At 63.1% G+C, this 15,110-nt stretch carries 13 protein-coding genes; 8 read left to right on the top strand and 5 right to left on the bottom strand.

The window, feature by feature from the left end:
• Position 1 precedes the first annotated feature (1 nt).
• Complete coding sequence (locus EK373_RS18930) at positions 2 to 1,570, bottom strand: MFS transporter (protein WP_157994421.1); 1,569 nt, start codon at positions 1,568 to 1,570, stop codon at positions 2 to 4.
• Positions 1,567 to 3,246 (bottom strand): MFS transporter, encoded by a 1,680-nt coding sequence (locus EK373_RS18935; protein ID WP_129645273.1) that lies wholly within the window; start codon positions 3,244 to 3,246, stop codon positions 1,567 to 1,569. The genes EK373_RS18930 and EK373_RS18935 overlap by 4 nt, the downstream gene beginning before the upstream one ends.
• Positions 3,247 to 3,356: 110 nt before the next feature.
• Between EK373_RS18935 and EK373_RS18940 the strand changes: the two genes are divergently transcribed.
• The 7 genes from EK373_RS18940 to EK373_RS18970 all read left to right on the top strand — a co-directional run bounded on the left by EK373_RS18940 (position 3,357) and on the right by EK373_RS18970 (position 11,528).
• A complete protein-coding gene (locus tag EK373_RS18940; protein WP_129645274.1) occupies positions 3,357 to 3,848 on the top strand; it encodes a DUF1269 domain-containing protein in 492 nt (163 codons plus the stop codon).
• Positions 3,849 to 3,896: 48 nt separating this feature from the next.
• Positions 3,897 to 5,486, top strand: a complete 1,590-nt coding sequence (locus EK373_RS18945) for an AbgT family transporter (RefSeq protein WP_129645275.1) — start codon at positions 3,897 to 3,899, stop codon at positions 5,484 to 5,486.
• A gap of 16 nt (positions 5,487 to 5,502) precedes the next feature.
• Positions 5,503 to 7,074, top strand: a complete 1,572-nt coding sequence (locus tag EK373_RS18950; protein ID WP_129645276.1) for a leucyl aminopeptidase — start codon at positions 5,503 to 5,505, stop codon at positions 7,072 to 7,074.
• Between the two features lie 136 nt (positions 7,075 to 7,210).
• Positions 7,211 to 7,363: an SHOCT domain-containing protein gene (locus EK373_RS34295; protein ID WP_407676205.1), complete on the top strand. Its 153-nt coding sequence runs from the start codon at positions 7,211 to 7,213 to the stop codon at positions 7,361 to 7,363.
• A gap of 75 nt (positions 7,364 to 7,438) precedes the next feature.
• Positions 7,439 to 8,371 carry an Lnb N-terminal periplasmic domain-containing protein gene (locus EK373_RS18960; RefSeq protein WP_232831188.1) on the top strand — a complete coding sequence of 311 codons (933 nt, stop codon included), beginning with the start codon at positions 7,439 to 7,441 and terminating at the stop codon, positions 8,369 to 8,371.
• A gap of 96 nt (positions 8,372 to 8,467) precedes the next feature.
• Positions 8,468 to 10,612 (top strand): hypothetical protein, encoded by a 2,145-nt coding sequence (locus EK373_RS18965; RefSeq protein WP_129645278.1) that lies wholly within the window; start codon positions 8,468 to 8,470, stop codon positions 10,610 to 10,612.
• 109 nt (positions 10,613 to 10,721) lie between these two features.
• On the top strand, positions 10,722 to 11,528 hold the full coding sequence (locus tag EK373_RS18970; RefSeq protein ID WP_129645279.1) for a hypothetical protein: 807 nt from the start codon (positions 10,722 to 10,724) through the stop codon (positions 11,526 to 11,528).
• Here EK373_RS18970 and EK373_RS18975 read toward each other — a convergent pair.
• On the bottom strand, positions 11,470 to 12,723 hold the full coding sequence (locus tag EK373_RS18975; protein WP_129645280.1) for a mechanosensitive ion channel family protein: 1,254 nt from the start codon (positions 12,721 to 12,723) through the stop codon (positions 11,470 to 11,472). The genes EK373_RS18970 and EK373_RS18975 overlap by 59 nt on opposite strands.
• 8 nt (positions 12,724 to 12,731) lie before the next feature.
• Positions 12,732 to 13,601: a sensor histidine kinase gene (locus EK373_RS18980; RefSeq protein ID WP_157994422.1), complete on the bottom strand. Its 870-nt coding sequence runs from the start codon at positions 13,599 to 13,601 to the stop codon at positions 12,732 to 12,734.
• Between the two features lie 122 nt (positions 13,602 to 13,723).
• Here EK373_RS18980 and EK373_RS18985 point away from each other — a divergent pair, with 122 nt between their 5' ends.
• Positions 13,724 to 14,503 (top strand): EAL domain-containing protein, encoded by a 780-nt coding sequence (locus EK373_RS18985; RefSeq protein WP_157994423.1) that lies wholly within the window; start codon positions 13,724 to 13,726, stop codon positions 14,501 to 14,503.
• Between the two features lie 7 nt (positions 14,504 to 14,510).
• Here the strand turns inward: EK373_RS18985 and EK373_RS18990 are convergent, their stop codons facing one another.
• Positions 14,511 to 14,879 (bottom strand): response regulator, encoded by a 369-nt coding sequence (locus tag EK373_RS18990; protein WP_129645283.1) that lies wholly within the window; start codon positions 14,877 to 14,879, stop codon positions 14,511 to 14,513.
• Between the last annotated feature and the right edge of the window lie 231 nt (positions 14,880 to 15,110).

Below are 15,110 nucleotides of genomic sequence, written 5' to 3' on the forward strand. Positions count from 1 at the left end.
TCTATCGCGACCGGGCCACGGGCAGGAAGCCGACGAACGTGAGCCCGGCGAGCGCGAAGAACGAGAGCTTCAGCGCGAACAGCCGCGCATCCGTGTTGATCTGCACCGCATTCGCGATGTGCTCGGGTGTGAGCAGGGACTGTTCCAACACCTGCTGCAATCGATCGTTGCTGATGAAGGCGACGCGATTCAGATCGAGATGGGCGCGCAGCTCGGTGCCGATAGCAGGATCGCGCGCCAGGTGTTGATTCACATTGAGGCTGAGCACGCCAATGACCAGCGCGCCTGCGATTGCAGCTCCGACTGCCGCGGCTAAATGACTGGTTGCCGAGCAGAGCGGCTCGACATCCTCTGAAATTTCCGTCGGCGCGACCGACGCCAGATTCTTGAATAGCAGCGTCGCAAGCGTGCCTTCGCCCAGACCGATCGCCGCCAGGCTGAGCACGACCGACGCGTCGCTCCAGTCGTTTCGAACGATAGCTCCCAGCAGCAGCAGCCCCGTTCCCACCGCGAGAAACGCATGGCGAGTAATGTTGCGCACCGACTGTGGGCTACCGAAACGGCTGACGGACAGCGCGCCGATGAAGCTGGCCACCGTGAAGGGCACAAGCGCGTACGCGGTCACTAGGCTGCTGCGTCCTTGCACGATCTCTATGTACAAAGGAATGAGGAAGGTGACGCCGGAGCTGACCGCGGCGATGGTGAATATGGACCACAGCATGGAGCGCTGTCCCGGGGTGTTCAGCAGTTGCATCACGCCCAGGCAGCCGCCGATGTGGCGCTTGGCCATCCACACCAGCACCAGCTTGATGAGCACCACGCCGAATAGCATGCCCAGCAGCGCGGGCGACAAGTTGAGCGGGCTGAAAGGCGCGCCGGCCGTGGCTCGCACGACGCCCCAATTGATCAAGTTGTCGCTGCCCAGGCCGATGAGCAGCATGGCCAGCGCGACCGCGCCAAGCCCGACAATTTCCTTGCTGGTGATGGTCGTGTTGGGCAGCAGGCCAGGACGTTGACGCAGATACAAGCTCCCGAAATAGACCCCGCCCGCCAGCAGCAACAGCAATATGAAGGTGATTCGCCAGTCATGCCACGTCGCGATCGCACCAGCGATCAGAAAAGCCGGCGCGAGGCTGAGGCTGCGGGTCGCGCTCAACCGGCCGAGCGCCAGGGCTCGCTGCTCGCCCGCGTAGTGAGTTGCGATCAATTGCACCGATGCGGGCGTCAGCACTGCAGCTGCGGCGCCGGCGATCATCTGGGCCAGCAGCACCATCGTGGCGTTGGGGCTCCAGGCCATGGTCGCCATGGCTACGCCGAACAAAGCGATCGATGCGCGAAACATGCGACGGGCGCCGATGATGATGGCCAGGCGCGTGCTGCCCAGTATGCTGGCCGCGACCATCAGCGAGTACATGATGATGGCGGTTTTCACCATGCTCGAGCCGGCGTCGAAAGCCGTGACGATGCCTTCGATGGAAATCTTCAAGGTCGCGATGTTGAAGACCAGCAACACCTGGGCGCTGGCGACGATGATCAATGGCAGCCAGTTGAAGCGGTCTTTGCTGATCACGCGGGCGAGGATGCGGTGGAGTGGGGCTCGTCCTTGAGATTGGCGGCGCCGTGTCTGGCGGGATCGCGAACGTAGCCCGGCAGCGCGCCGGCGGGGAAGAACGCCAGCAGTGCGCAGCCGGCCAGTGCGAAGAAGGTGGCCTTCAACGCCAGCAAGCGTGCGTCGGTATTGATCCGCACGGCCTCGGCGATTTGTTCGGGTGTCGCACTCGTATCCGCGAGCGCTCGCTCCAGACGGCTGTTGCTGACGAACCGGATACTGTCCAGATCGACCTGTGCTGTGACTTCATCGGGCAGACTCGAGTTGTGCACCAGTTCGAAATGCACGCTGCGATCCAGGAGGCCGATGAGCAGCGCGGTCGCGAGCGCTGTGCCGACAGCAGTAGCGAGGTTATTGGTGATGCCGCGCACCGAACCCACGTCGGCCGCCAGCTCTCGCGGCGACGACGTCACCAGGACATTGAACAGGAGCGTCACCAGAGCGCCTTCGCCGAAGCCTGCCACGGCCATGCCGAAGACCACCATGGAGTGGCTCCAGTCGTTGCGAATGGTGGCGCCGAGCAGCGCCAGCCCGAGGGTGACCAATAGAAACGAATAGCGGCCGATGTGCGCGGGACTGAGATAGCTCTTCAAACGAATCACCGTGATCGCCGCGATGAAACTTGCCAACGAGAATGGAATCACGCTCAGCGCGGTCTCGAAGCTGCCGCGGCCTTGCACGACCTGAATGTAGAGCGGGATCAAAAAAGTAATCGCCGAGGCCAGCGCACTGACGATGAAGATCGACAGCAGCGCGGCGCGCTCGGACGTGCCTGCAACGACTTCGAGCGCAACCAGCGAGTCCGCCCCCTGGCTGCGACGCCGTCGTGACCAGGAAATGAATGCCTGCAGGAAGAAGACGCCGATCAGCACCATCAGCGGCGCGGGCGATATATCCAACACTGCGAACGGTGCATCAGGCCGCGCGAGCAACGTGCCCCACGCGGCGAGATTGCTGGTGCCCAGGCTGATGAGCACGACGCCCACGCCCGCCAATCCCGCGCCGACCCAATCGATATCGACGTGCGACGGTCTGCGGGCCGCACTCAGTTTGTCGCTGAACTTCAGCAATGCGAGCGCCAGCACCGCGAGCAATCCGAACATGGCGCGCCAGCCGACCCAGTTGGTCAATGTGCCGGCGAGCAGAAACGCGAGCACGATGCCCATCGCCGGCGCGCCGCCGAGCCAACCGAGCGCCTTGGCTTGCTGATGACCTTGATAGTTATCGGCGACCAGCACGACCAGGGTGGGCACGAGCATCGCCGCGGCCATGCCGGCGATGACTTGCGCGACGATCATCATCGTTACGTCGAGGCTCGCGGCCATGACGATCATGGCGATGCCGAACAGCCCGACCGATGCACGAAACACGCGGCGCGATCCGATCAACTGTGCGATCCGCGCGCCCGGCAATATCAGAGCGGCAACCACCAGTGCATAGGTGACGATCGCCGTGCCGAGCGTCGTTGCCGCCGTGCCCAGACTGCTGGCGATCGCGTCCATCGACACCTGCAGTGTCGAGATGTTGAAGATCATCATGATCTGCGCGAGCACGATCACGATCATCGGCGTCCACGAGGCGGGGCGCGTCCCCTCGGCGATGGAGTCGATATCGTCGGTGCTGGATGACGCGTGCATGCCATGGCTTGATACTGCCACTGCCGGCTGCGCTGCGTTGGGCCTTGGCCCAATAGACGGTAAGGGCTTGCGCTTCGATCCTCGTCAGCTCCTCACGATGGAGATGCACGATGAGCACGCTGGTAGCGATTGTGTTCGACGATCCGACCACGGCGTTCGAGATGCGCACCTCGCTGCTGAAAATGCAGAAAGAGCATCTGATCGAACTGGAAGACTCGGTGGTGGTGACCAAGACCGAAACGGGCAAGACCAAGCTCGATCAGGCCACCAATCTGACCGCGGCCGGCGCGATCGGCGGCGGCTTCTGGGGCATGCTCATCGGCATGATCTTTCTGAATCCCTTGCTGGGAGCGGCGGTCGGTGCGACTGCCGGCGCGGTGTCGGGCAAGTTCACCGACATCGGGCTCAGCAATCAAATGATGAAAGAGATCGCCGCATCCTTCAACCCAGGCTCCTCGGCGCTGTTCGTGCTCGTGCGTCGCGCGACTGTCGACAAAGTGCTGGAAGGCCTGAAGGAATTTGCCGGCAGAGGTAAGGTGTATCAGACCTCGCTCGATAAGGACACCGAGCAGACATTGCGAGAAGCACTCGAAGCTGCTTGATCAGTTGCGGTCCGGGCACGGCGCGAACCCGGCGCCGCAGAGGTGGCTATGGCAAAGCGTTCCCACACGTTGAGTCCCCACGATGTGGGAGCCGCGCACGCAGAGGCGGCGCGCGCCGAGCCGCGCAAATCCGGCTTCGAAAGATTCCTGGACGTGATCGAGCGGGTCGGCAACAAGGTTCCCCATCCGGTCGTCATCTTCGTGCTGCTGATCGGTGTGGTGATCCTGCTGTCGCACCTGTTCTACCTGCTGGGCGCCAGCGCCACTTATCAGACCATCGATGCCGACACCGGCGAGATCGAAGAGCTCACGACCAATGCGCAGAGCCTGTTGACCGCGGACGGCTTCCGCTTCATGTACGAAGGCGTGGTTCAGAACTTCATGAACTTCAACGCCGTCGGCGTGATCATCGTCGCGATGCTCGGCGTCGGTGTGGCGGAAGAGTCTGGCCTGATCAAAGCATTGATCCACAAACTGGTGAATGTCGCGCCGCCGGCGGCGATGACATACATCCTGGTCTTCATCGGCATCCTGTCCAGCATCGCGGCCGATGCCGGATATCTGGTGCTGATCCCTCTGGCGGCGGCGGCGTTCCTCAGTCTCGGCAGGCATCCCCTCGCTGGCCTCGCCGCGTCATTCGCGGGCGTCGCCGCCGTTTTCACCGCCAACATTCTGATCAAGCCACTGGACGGCATTCTCACCGGCATCACCAACGACGCCATTCATCTGCTCAATCCGTCGCTGTCCATCGATCTCACCGCCAATTTCTGGTTCTCGGCTGCCTCGGTGTTGTTGTTGACCGTCGCGGTGGCATTGATCACGGAGAAGATCGTCGAGCCGCGGCTCGGCGCTTATAACAGCGGTGAGACGGTCGTCGAACGCAGCAAGATGACACCGGAGGAGTCGCGCGGCCTGCGCTTTTCCGGCTACGCCATTCTGGCGGTGCTCGCGGTGTTCATGGCGCTGAGTCTGCCCAGCGGCGCGCCGCTGCGGAATCCGGATACGGGCGATCTGATCGGCGATTCGCCGTTCATGAACGGCTTGATCGTGTTCATCATGATCCTGTTTCTCGCCGCGGGCTGGGCCTACGGCCGCGGGGCGGGCACGCTGAAGAGCACGGTCGATGTGGTCACTGCGATGGAGAAAGCGATCCGCAGCCTGGCGAGTCTGCTGTTTCTGCTGTTCGTCATCAGCCAGTTCCTCGCGTTCTTCAACTACAGCAACATGGCGACGCTCGCCGCAGTGAATCTCGGCGACATGCTCGAGGATGCGGGCCTAGGTCCGCTGACGCTGCTGATCGGCTTCGTGCTGGTGGTCGCAGTGCTCGATCTGATCATGACCGGCGCGATTCCCAAGTGGGCCATCTTCGCTCCGGTATTCGTGCCGTTGCTGATGCGGCTGAATGTCGATCCGGAAGCCGTGCTCGCGGCTTATCGCGTCGGCGACGCGCCGTTCAACGCGGTCACGCCCCTCAATGCTTACTTCGCGCTGATCGTGACGTTCGCGCAGAAGTACGATCCGAAAGCCGGCGTCGGCACAGTCATCGCGCTGATGCTACCGTACGTGATCATCGTCTTCGTGTTGTGGATCGTATTGCTCGCGGCCTGGCACTTGCTCGGGATTCCGTGGGGCCTGTGATCGAGAGGTGTTTCCGATGCCCGCTACTGCAAAGTCCAATGGCCCATCGCATGCCACGCCGGTGGAACTGGTGCGACGTCGCGAGCCGGTGCAGATCGGCCTGCGGCCCGCATCGCAGCTCGGCAAGTCCGATCTGTTGGTGCTCGGTGTCTATGCGGACGGCTCGCTGCCACGAGCGGCGCAACCTTTCGACGCTGCCTTGGACGGGCGCTTGCGGGAGCTGGCGAAACAAACTGACTTACCGAAGAAGGTCGGCGAGACGCTGCTGGTGTACTACGCATCCGGAGATACGGCGCGGCGAGTGTTGCTGCTCAGTCTCGGGCCTCGCGATGAGTTCGACGGCAAGGCCTATCACAAGGCGCTCGCCTCGGCAGCGCAGGCGGTGGCGTCGAGCTCGACTCGCAGCGTCGATATCCCGTTGCTCGAAGTATCGGACGCGGAACATTCGACGGCGTGGCGCGTGCAGCAGGCAAGTCGTGCGCTTGCGGACGGCTACTACAGATTCGCGGCGCCGCTGTTCGCAGCTAAGGTATCGCAGGAGAACGCCCCGACACCGCAGATATGTTTGCTCGTCGAAGATCCGATTACTCCCGAGCTCGAGCATGCGGCACGCAGCGGTCGCGCGATCGCCGAAGGCATGGCGCTCACCAAGGATCTGGGTAACCTGCCGGGCAATGTTTGTAATCCAGGCTACCTGGCGGACGCCGCGCGGGCGTTGGGTAAGGAATTCGGCTTCCCGGTGGAAGTGCTCGAGCGCGAGGACATGGCCAAGCTGGGCATGGAGTCCGCGCTGTCGGTCGGCAAGGCTTCGGCCGAGCCGTGCCGCTTTATCGTGATGAAGTACTTCGGCAGCGAAGCCGAAGAGCAGCCCATCGTACTGGTCGGCAAAGGCGTGACCTTCGATACCGGTGGCGTCTCGCTCAAGCCGGGCGACGATCTGGACATGATGAAGTACGACATGTGCGGGGCGGCCAGCGTCTTCGGTGCGTTGAAGATGGTCGCCCGACTGGCGCTGCCGATCAACGTCATCGGCATCATCGGCGCGGTCGAGAACATGCCGGGCGGTCGTGCCAGCCGGCCCGGCGACGTCGTCCGATCGATGTCGGGCCAGACTATCGAGATTCTCAACACGGACGCGGAGGGCCGGCTGGTTCTTTGCGACGCGCTCACTTACGCCGAACGTTTCCAGCCTGCCTATGTCATCGACATCGCGACGCTCACCGGCGCGTGCGTGATCGCGCTCGGAGCGCAGACCAGCGGCCTGTTTGCCAATGACGATGTGCTCGCGGATGAGCTGCTCCAGTGTGGCGCCGATACTGGCGATCGCGCCTGGCGCATGCCCCTGTGGGATGAATATCAGGAGCAGTTGAAGAGCAACTTTGCGGACATGAGCAATCTGGGCGGACGCCCGGCGGGTGCGGTGACCGCCGCATGTTTCCTGTCCCGATTCACCAAGGGTTATCGCTGGGCGCACCTCGACATCGCAGGCACCGCTTCCGTCAACGGAGAGCGTAAAGGTGCGACCGGCCGGCCGGTGCCGCTGATCTCCGAATTTCTGTTGAAGCGTGCAGAGCGCCCGCGCGCATGAACTGAGGAGCAAAGCAATGCGTAGGCGAGGGTTGGTTCGGAGTGCAACGCGTGCGGCCGTCATCGGGGGAGCCGCGACCGCTGCTTCAGGTCGCGTGGCTCGCCGTCAGCAACAAAAATTTGCACGGCAAGATGAGATGCGCGCGCCGCCTCCGGCGGCGTCTTCCTCTAATCATCAGGGCAGCGACCTTGTTGCCAGTCTTCGTGAGCTGGCGGAGATGAAAGCATCCGGTGCGCTCACCGAAAAGGAATACACCGCGGCCAAGGCAAGGGTCCTGGACGGCGGGTAGCCGGTGCTGCCCCGGACGCGATTGGCTCTGCGGTGGCTCGCCCACGCGACCGGTCACCTGATCCAGGCACTCTTGGTGATATGGGGAGCGCTTGCGATCTGGTTCTCGCCGGTGCCCTCGGCAGGAGTGCGCCTGGCGATGGCGATCGTGTTCGCGGCGCTGGGAATCTGGGCGTTCTGGCTCACTCGCTCGCGGCGCGTCTGGCTGGCTTTTGCTGCGCTGTATCTGGTGCTCTTGACCGGCTGGAGTGCAATCAGGCCGCAGATGGATCGTGACTGGCGGGCCGAAGTGGCGGTCTTGCCACGAGCCTATGTTGTCGGAGATCGGGTGCGTCTGGTCGGCGTGCGCGACTTCGTCTACCGCTCGGTGGATGATTTCACACCCCGTTACCGCGAGCGTGAGGTGCAGCTGTCCCACCTGGTCGGCGTGGACTTCTACATCTCCTATTGGATGCCCGGTCCGATCGGCCACACCTTCCTGAGCTTCACTTTCGAGGACGCCGAGCCGATCAGCATTTCGATCGAGGCGCGCCCCGAGGCGCACGAGGGGTTTGCGCCGGTGGGCTCGTTGTTCAAGCAGTTCGAGCTGATCTATGTGGTGGGCGAGGAGCGGGACGTTGTCGGCGTGCGCACCAACTATCGGGACGAGGATGTATTCCTGTATCGAATCGACACCACACCGGAGAATGCACGACAGCTGTTTCTCATCTACCTGGAGCGCATCAACGAATTGGCGGAGAGAGCCGAGTTCTATCACTTGCTGAGCAACAACTGCACTTTGAATATCGTGCGCTACGCCAATACCGTGCGTCCGGGTTCCCGCTTCGACATCCGTCACTATCTCAACGGCCTGTTCGACAGCTATCTCTATCAGCGCCAGCTGCTCGACGCCTCGATGCCCTTCGAAGACCTGCGCCGCCAGGCCCGGATCAATCAAGCCGCGCGGGCGGCCGGCGCAGCCGAGGACTTTTCAGAACGCATCCGCGCACAGTTCGGCAAGCGAACGTGAGTCTGTTGAGTTTGTTGGACCAAGGGTAAATTGCCGACGCGCGCGCGTCGCGGCCACAGTCGCTGCCAAATCTGCAAACCCACGGGGAGAGCACCTATGACTGCTGAGCATGGCCGGCTGCGTGAGGCTAACGAACGTGGCGTGCCATGGCGCAAGTGGGGGCCCTATATGCGTGACAGCGCCCGGCCCGGGGCGCGCGCGCGCTCCGAAAACGACGCGCCGGCGACCGCCTCGGGCCAGCAGCGATCGTGGGCGTACGAGTGCTGTGACGACGGTCCGGTGGGAATCTGCGATGAGCAGATGCGGTTGTGTTTTGGGGTGGCGATCCGCCGCGGCGGCGACGTCACATTGCAGGAACGTTTGGTTCCGATGCCGGTGCTGTCCAGGCGCAGCTCCCAGGCCGACAACTTGCCGACGCATTCCTATCTGCGCGCCCACTATAGATATCGCGAAAGGGAGCGGCCGGCGGCCCATCGCGAGACGGCGTGCTTCGATGTCCTGGTCGAGTACGCCAAAACGGGTCCCGAAGAAATCCTGATCCAGATCGAGGTCAAGAACACCAGCTGCGAAACCGCGACCCTACAGGTGCTGCCGCAGTTGTGGTTCCGGCAGGATGTGGACGCTCTGGCGGATCCGCGCGTCATCATAGAACGGGCGGCGAGCCGTGCCGATGTGCCATGCCTGATCGCGCGCCATCCGGAGCTGGGGGCCTACTACCTGCACTGTGAGCTGGCGGGTGCGTTCTTGTTCGCCGGGTGTGGTCCCCCGACCGAGCTCAGTCGCGGCGGCACGCGGGCGGCGGCTCACTATCTGCTGATCCTCGCACCGCGCGCCGTACAACGCGTTCGCATGCTGCTCACTTCCACGCTACCCGCTGTCGGCAAGCCGTCGTTGGAAAAGCTCTTCGCCAGCCTGAAGCAGCACCGGCACGATGCGAACGAGTTCTTCTCTGTGATCACCTATGCCTGTGACAGCACGGCCGGCGCGTTCGACGTGCGGCGGGCGTTCTGCAACATGCTTTGGAACAAAGCGGTGTGGGTGTCGGCCGTCACCGGCTGGCTGTACGACCGGCGCGCAAACTCGGCTACTCCGGGCGAGACGCACGAGCCGGCCACGTTTCGCTTGAAGGTCGCTCGACTGGTGGCGCCGCCTCACAAGAAAGAGTGCCCGCACCTGGAGTCGCCTGCCTGGCTGTTGCACACCCTGGCGCTGGCTTGCGTCGATGCGGATTTCGCCGCCCACCAGATGCGGCTGCTGCTGAAGGGCGAGTTGAAGAACCGCACCGGCAAGATCAGTCCCATTCATCATGAGTGGCAGGCGCTCAAGCCGTGGGCCGCGCTATTGATGTACCGGTTGCAGCGGCCGCGTCGCCCGAAGGATGCCCGCAGCGACCTGGTTGAAAACTTCGAAGCATTGTCCTCGCAGACCGCAGGCGGCGGATGGGCTGCGATACGCGCGCAAAGCATGCTCGAGATGGCTTTGGAGCTGGCGATACACGATGCTCGATACGAGCAGCGCGCGATGGAATGTTACGTGTCGTTCGTCGCCGCGATAGCGGCGCTGGATTGTGAAGCGACGCTGCTGGATGCGCGCAGCGAGGAAACGGACGATGAACCGGGCTTCCGGCTGATCATCAGCGACCGCATGCAATTCCAGGTGCTGTCCTCGTTCGGCCTGGTGGCGTTGTACGGCGCGGTGGCGTTCCGATCAGGCGCGCTCGCCAGATTGCCGCGGTTCTGCGAACAGATGCGCTCCATTCATCGAGAGCACGCGGAGCGCATCTGCATGCCCGATCATTTGCGTAGCGTGCTGGCTCGGATGTTCGGCGCGTCGGTCAACGCAGCGTGGGCGACGCTGCCCGCGGGCATGCTGCTGATACGGGCGCTTGCGCAGATCGAGGCCTTGTATGGATCGTCGCTGCGAGTTCGCTGTGCGGCCGCCGGTGGCGCGATGATGAGTCCTGCCGAGTTGAGTCAATGGATCGTTCATCAGCACGTGGCGGCGCGCGTTGCGGCGACCAGCCGCTCGAAGCTGCTCGAGTTCTGTGAGTACGTGTACATGCAAGGCGCTGCGAGCGCCGGGCAGCACACCGGCTGGGCCGGGCGAGTTGCGGCGATGATATGTGCGTCGTGGGCCTACTCACCGTTCGAAGACGGAATCGAGTCGCCTGCACCCGTCGCGCTCGCGCGTACCCGGGATGCCAAGGCGGAAGTCGTCAGTCTGAGGACGACGCGACGTTAGCTCTTGGTAGCCCTTGGTCCATCTTTCGTCGGCGTGTGCGCCGCGTAGCATCGAACGGGCTCTGGCGTCCGACGGCGCCGTCCTACCAAAAAAGCTCAAGGAGATTTGCATGAACTCTCTGGCACGATCGATCGTCGGCGTGGCGCTCACCGCCGCGGCCGTGTATTTCCTGGATCCGGTGAGCGGGCGCGAGCGACGGGTGCTGCTGCAAGACAAGTGCAGGCGCGCGGCGCGTAGCATCGATCGGCAGACGCGAGACATACGGCGCGACGCGTCGGACCGTTACTTTGCTTCGCGAGGCAAAGCACAGGCGCCGATTCGTCAGAAGTCGGACCGAGCAGTCAGCAAGACCGTCTGCGGCGCTATCCGGCAGTCGGTGGCGCATCCGGAATCCATCGACGTAGCCGTGGATCACGGACATGTCTTTCTGCGTGGCCGCTTGATGCCTCATGAGCATCAACGGTTGCTAGATGAAGTGCGGCGTCAACCCGGTGTGTTCGTCATCACCGACCACCTAAGCGACCATCTCGGCAATGGTGAGTCCTCGATCGAGAATGGTCACAGATTCCGCTCGGCCGCGGGACGCAGCGCTTGGGGCACGACCGGTCGGGTACTGGGCGCCTGTGCCGGCGGCGCGCTGTTGATCTGGGGCATCCGCGAGCGCAAGGCGTTAGGCGAGTTTGGCGTCGCGGTCGCCGAAGAGTTCCAGCGCGCCATGGACCACGACGGGCGCGGAGGATTGCGTGCAGCGAAGGACACTGCCCAGGCGGCGGGCGAAGAGTTGTCGGACGCGGCTCGCAGGGCCGGCAACAAAGTGGAAGAGGGCGTGGAGTGGGCCGAGTCCGCCAGTGCGGATGTCATCGAGGAGTATGCGCAAAAACGTCGTCGATCGAACGCGGCAGACGCGACTCACTAGCTGCCTTCGAGACGCCGCTCGGTTGTTGAAACACGCGCAGGCCGAATTCGGGAAGAATAGAGAGCAAGTGCTCGAAGATTTCGGCCTGCACGCTTTCGTAGCGTTGCCAGTCGGTCGCGGTGTAACAGTAGATCTCCAGCGGCAAGCCCGTCGGCGTGGGCTGCAGCTGGCGCACCTGGATGTCCATGTCGTGCCGGACGTGCGGATGCGCGCCTAGATACGCTCGCACGTACGCCCGAAATATTCCTGCGTTGGTGGAACGGCGCACGTTCACGGGATCCAGATCGGCGGCCATGACGAACTCCGCGCGCTTGTTCGCGAGGTGGTCGTCGATGAGTGCGAAGCGCTGCAATCCCTCCCATTCCGCGGCGCCGAGAAAATGAATCGATGTCTGATCGAGCAGGAGCGCGCGCTGGATGAGTCGCGAGCCGGAATCGAACATGCCGCGCCAGTTGCGAAAGCTTTCGCTGAACAGGCGCCAGGTGGGAATGGAGGTGATGGAGTTGTCCATGTTCTGCACCTTCACCGTGTGCAACGACAGGTCGATGGCGTGACCGTCGGCCTTGACCTGCGGCATCTCGATCCAGTCGCCGACCCGCAGCATGTCGTTTGCGGAGATTTGCAAGCCGGCGACGAACGATTGAATGGTGTCCTTGAAAATGAGCATCAGCACCGCGGTCATCGCGCCCAGGCCCGAGAGGATCAGCAAGGGATCGCGATCGAACAGCGCGGCGGCGATGAAGATGGCCGCCACCATGCCCACGAGAATCTTGCCGAGCTGCAGATAACTCTTGATCGGATGCATGCGGGCGCGCTCCGGATCGTATTGCTCGTAGGCCGCGCCGATGGCGGTGAGCAGACTCATGATCGCGGTCATGATCGCGACGACGAGATAGACACTCACGAAACGGCGCAGGGCGGGCAGGGCGGCGTCAGGAATCGCCGGCAGTAGCGTGGAGCCATAATAAACAACCAGCGCAGGGACGACCTGAGCGAGCCTCGGGATCACGCCCGGGCCGAGGATGGCATCGTCGAAGCGCGGACCGGTCCTGCGCGCGGCTCGGCCCAAGATCCGAACCAGTAGCGCGCGTGTGATTGCGTAGGAGACCAGGACGGCGAGAATCAGCAGCAGGAGCTGCAGCGCCAGCCACGCCATCGGATGCTCCCGCACGCTGGCTAACGCGTCTTCGAACATTGACGAGCTCAGTTCGTGACCGCGCGCGTCCGATCGGGCGCAGGCTCGTTCTTTTGCGACAACGGCACAGTGAACATGAAGGCGGCGCCGCCTGACGGCCGGCGTTCGGCCCAGATTTCTCCCCCGTGCATGTGCACGATGGCGCGGGCCATCGACAGGCCCAGGCCCAGGCGATCGCTCTTGGTCGTGAAGAACGAGTCGAACAGCCGCGGCGCCTGCGTGGGATCGATGCCGGCGCCGCTGTCGAGCACCACGACCTTCACATTCTCGTCGTCGTGCAATTCGGTGCACACCAGCAGTCGGCGTTGTCGGGCCGGCGTGTGTTCCATCGCCTCGAGCGCATTGTCGACCAGATTCAACAGCACTTGCTGCAACTGTAAACGGTCTGCGGGGATGCGCGGCAGCCCCGGCTCGAGCGTGCTCTGGATCGCGACTTTGCGACGCAGGGCATCGGGCAGCACCATCGACAGAACTTCCGCGATCAGCTCGTTCACATCGACACGCTCGAACTGCAGCTCGTGCTTGCGCATCGGCAGCCGCATGCTGTCGACGAAACGATTGGCGCGCAGATCTTCCTTGCGCACATCGGCCAGCAGATCGCGCACAGCGGCGAGGTCCGGCTCCTTGCGATTCAGGAGCAACTGCGCGGTTTCTACATCGGCCAGGATCGAACTCAGCGGCTGAGTGACTTTGTGCGCAACCGACGCGGTGATTTCAGAAGCCAGGGCGAGCCGGGCCACGTGCGTCATGTCGGTATAGTTCTGTCGCGCTCTGGAGCGTGCCCGATGACGCATGAAGCTCTGCACGCCGAGCACGGCGAGGATGGCGATCTGCACGGCCAGCAGGATCGCGAAATAGGTGTCCGCATCGGAGAACATCTGCAAGCAGCTCCATGGACGCCGACAGTCTACGTAACAGGGAATCCAAGCCGTCCGCATTGGCCCTTGTGCTCATAGCGGCGTTTGCGTGTCGCGCTTACATTCGGCTCGCGGCTCGCGCAATGACGGAACGTGCAGTGAATGAGGACACGCCAACGCTCGAAGACGTGCGCGCTGCCATGGATCGGGGTGAGCTGTTCGTCGAGTATCAACCCATCGTTTCTCTCGTGACGCAGCGCTGCGTCGGCGCCGAAGCGCTGGTGCGCTGGCTGCGCGCGGGCACGGTGTGGCATGCGAGCCGCTTCGTCGACCTGATCGAGAACACGCCGCTGTCGGGGCGGCTCACTTACTGGGTGATCGACACCATCGCCCAGGAGCTCGACCACTGGCTGACCGAGCACTCCGACATCTACATCAGCATCAATGTGCCGCCGGAAATTCTCGGACGCGGTGGTCTGGAGTATGCCGCCGTGCGTTCCGGCCTACGTGCCCACGTCAGTCAAATCCTGCTGGAGATCACCGAGCGCGGCGTGCCGGACCAGCTCGGCTTGAACGCACTCAACCAGATGGCCGAGCACGGCGTGCGGCTGGCGCTCGATGATGTGTTTCTTTCGGGCGCCAATCTTGCCGTGCTGTCGCGCGGCCGCTTCGAGGTGATCAAGATCGATCGCAAGCTGATTGCGCAGCTGGCAGCGCACGCGCCGGACCCGGCGTGGCTGCCTGGTTTGCGCTCGCTGTTGACTCATTCCGAGTTGCAGGTGATCGCCGAAGGAGTGGAGTCGCACTATCAAGCCGACGCGCTCGCGCGAGCGGGTGTGCAGATGGCGCAAGGCTTTTTGTTCTCTTCGTCGCTGACCGCGCGCGGGCTGATGCGATTTCTAGAACGGACCAATGCGCGCTAGTGCGGTGTCAGTGCTTGTGAGTTTGCAATGCTTCGGTCAAGGCACGCTGGAGATCTTCCGCCGCGCAAGGTTTCTCCAAAACGCTGTGGAACAGCGAAATGGTTTCGTCGTCGCGAGGCGGAGTGGCGGTCAGAGCAATGATGGGTGTGTTGCCGAACTCGGGATGACTGCGCAGCAGTCGCGCGATATCGACGCCGCTGTGCTCCGGCATGTGCAGATCGGTAACCACCACGTCGGGGCGATGCTCGGCCGCAAGCTCGAGGGCTGCATCCCAATCGGCGGCTTCGACGACGTCGTACGACATCACGCGCAGCAGCCGTCCGAGGCTATTGCGAATCCGTCGATCGTCATCGATCAGCAGGACGACTGCGTTCATCGGCAGTTCCGTGACCCTTCGCTGTCGCGCTCGGACCAACTCATCTCAGGTACACCTTAAGGGGCTGTAGTTCTGATTCATTGAGCCAAACATGCCGCTGCCAGACCCGGTACACGGCCGCGGGACAACGCCTGTCGTGCGGCAGTGTTCCAAAGCTGGTGTACGCGTTATCGCGAATTGCCGCAATAACCAGCGTTCCAGGGACTACAAAAAATCGGAAATGCAGCCTGA

It is taken from the genome of Peristeroidobacter agariperforans (genome assembly GCF_004138335.1).
Classification (GTDB): domain Bacteria; phylum Pseudomonadota; class Gammaproteobacteria; order Steroidobacterales; family Steroidobacteraceae; genus Steroidobacter; species Steroidobacter agariperforans.

What these genes read in the sequence shown, in the direction of transcription:
- EK373_RS18935 (WP_129645273.1), bottom strand. Translation starts at nt 3,246, where the DNA reads ATGCACGCGTCATCCAGCACCGACGATATCGACTCCATCGCCGAGGGG.
- EK373_RS18940 (WP_129645274.1), top strand. Translation starts at nt 3,357, where the DNA reads ATGAGCACGCTGGTAGCGATTGTGTTCGACGATCCGACCACGGCGTTC.
- EK373_RS18945 (WP_129645275.1), top strand. Translation starts at nt 3,897, where the DNA reads ATGGCAAAGCGTTCCCACACGTTGAGTCCCCACGATGTGGGAGCCGCG.
- EK373_RS18950 (WP_129645276.1), top strand. Translation starts at nt 5,503, where the DNA reads ATGCCCGCTACTGCAAAGTCCAATGGCCCATCGCATGCCACGCCGGTG.
- EK373_RS34295 (WP_407676205.1), top strand. Translation starts at nt 7,211, where the DNA reads ATGCGCGCGCCGCCTCCGGCGGCGTCTTCCTCTAATCATCAGGGCAGC.
- EK373_RS18965 (WP_129645278.1), top strand. Translation starts at nt 8,468, where the DNA reads ATGACTGCTGAGCATGGCCGGCTGCGTGAGGCTAACGAACGTGGCGTG.
- EK373_RS18970 (WP_129645279.1), top strand. Translation starts at nt 10,722, where the DNA reads ATGAACTCTCTGGCACGATCGATCGTCGGCGTGGCGCTCACCGCCGCG.
- EK373_RS18975 (WP_129645280.1), bottom strand. Translation starts at nt 12,723, where the DNA reads ATGTTCGAAGACGCGTTAGCCAGCGTGCGGGAGCATCCGATGGCGTGG.
- EK373_RS18980 (WP_157994422.1), bottom strand. Translation starts at nt 13,601, where the DNA reads ATGTTCTCCGATGCGGACACCTATTTCGCGATCCTGCTGGCCGTGCAG.
- EK373_RS18985 (WP_157994423.1), top strand. Translation starts at nt 13,724, where the DNA reads ATGACGGAACGTGCAGTGAATGAGGACACGCCAACGCTCGAAGACGTG.
- EK373_RS18990 (WP_129645283.1), bottom strand. Translation starts at nt 14,879, where the DNA reads ATGAACGCAGTCGTCCTGCTGATCGATGACGATCGACGGATTCGCAAT.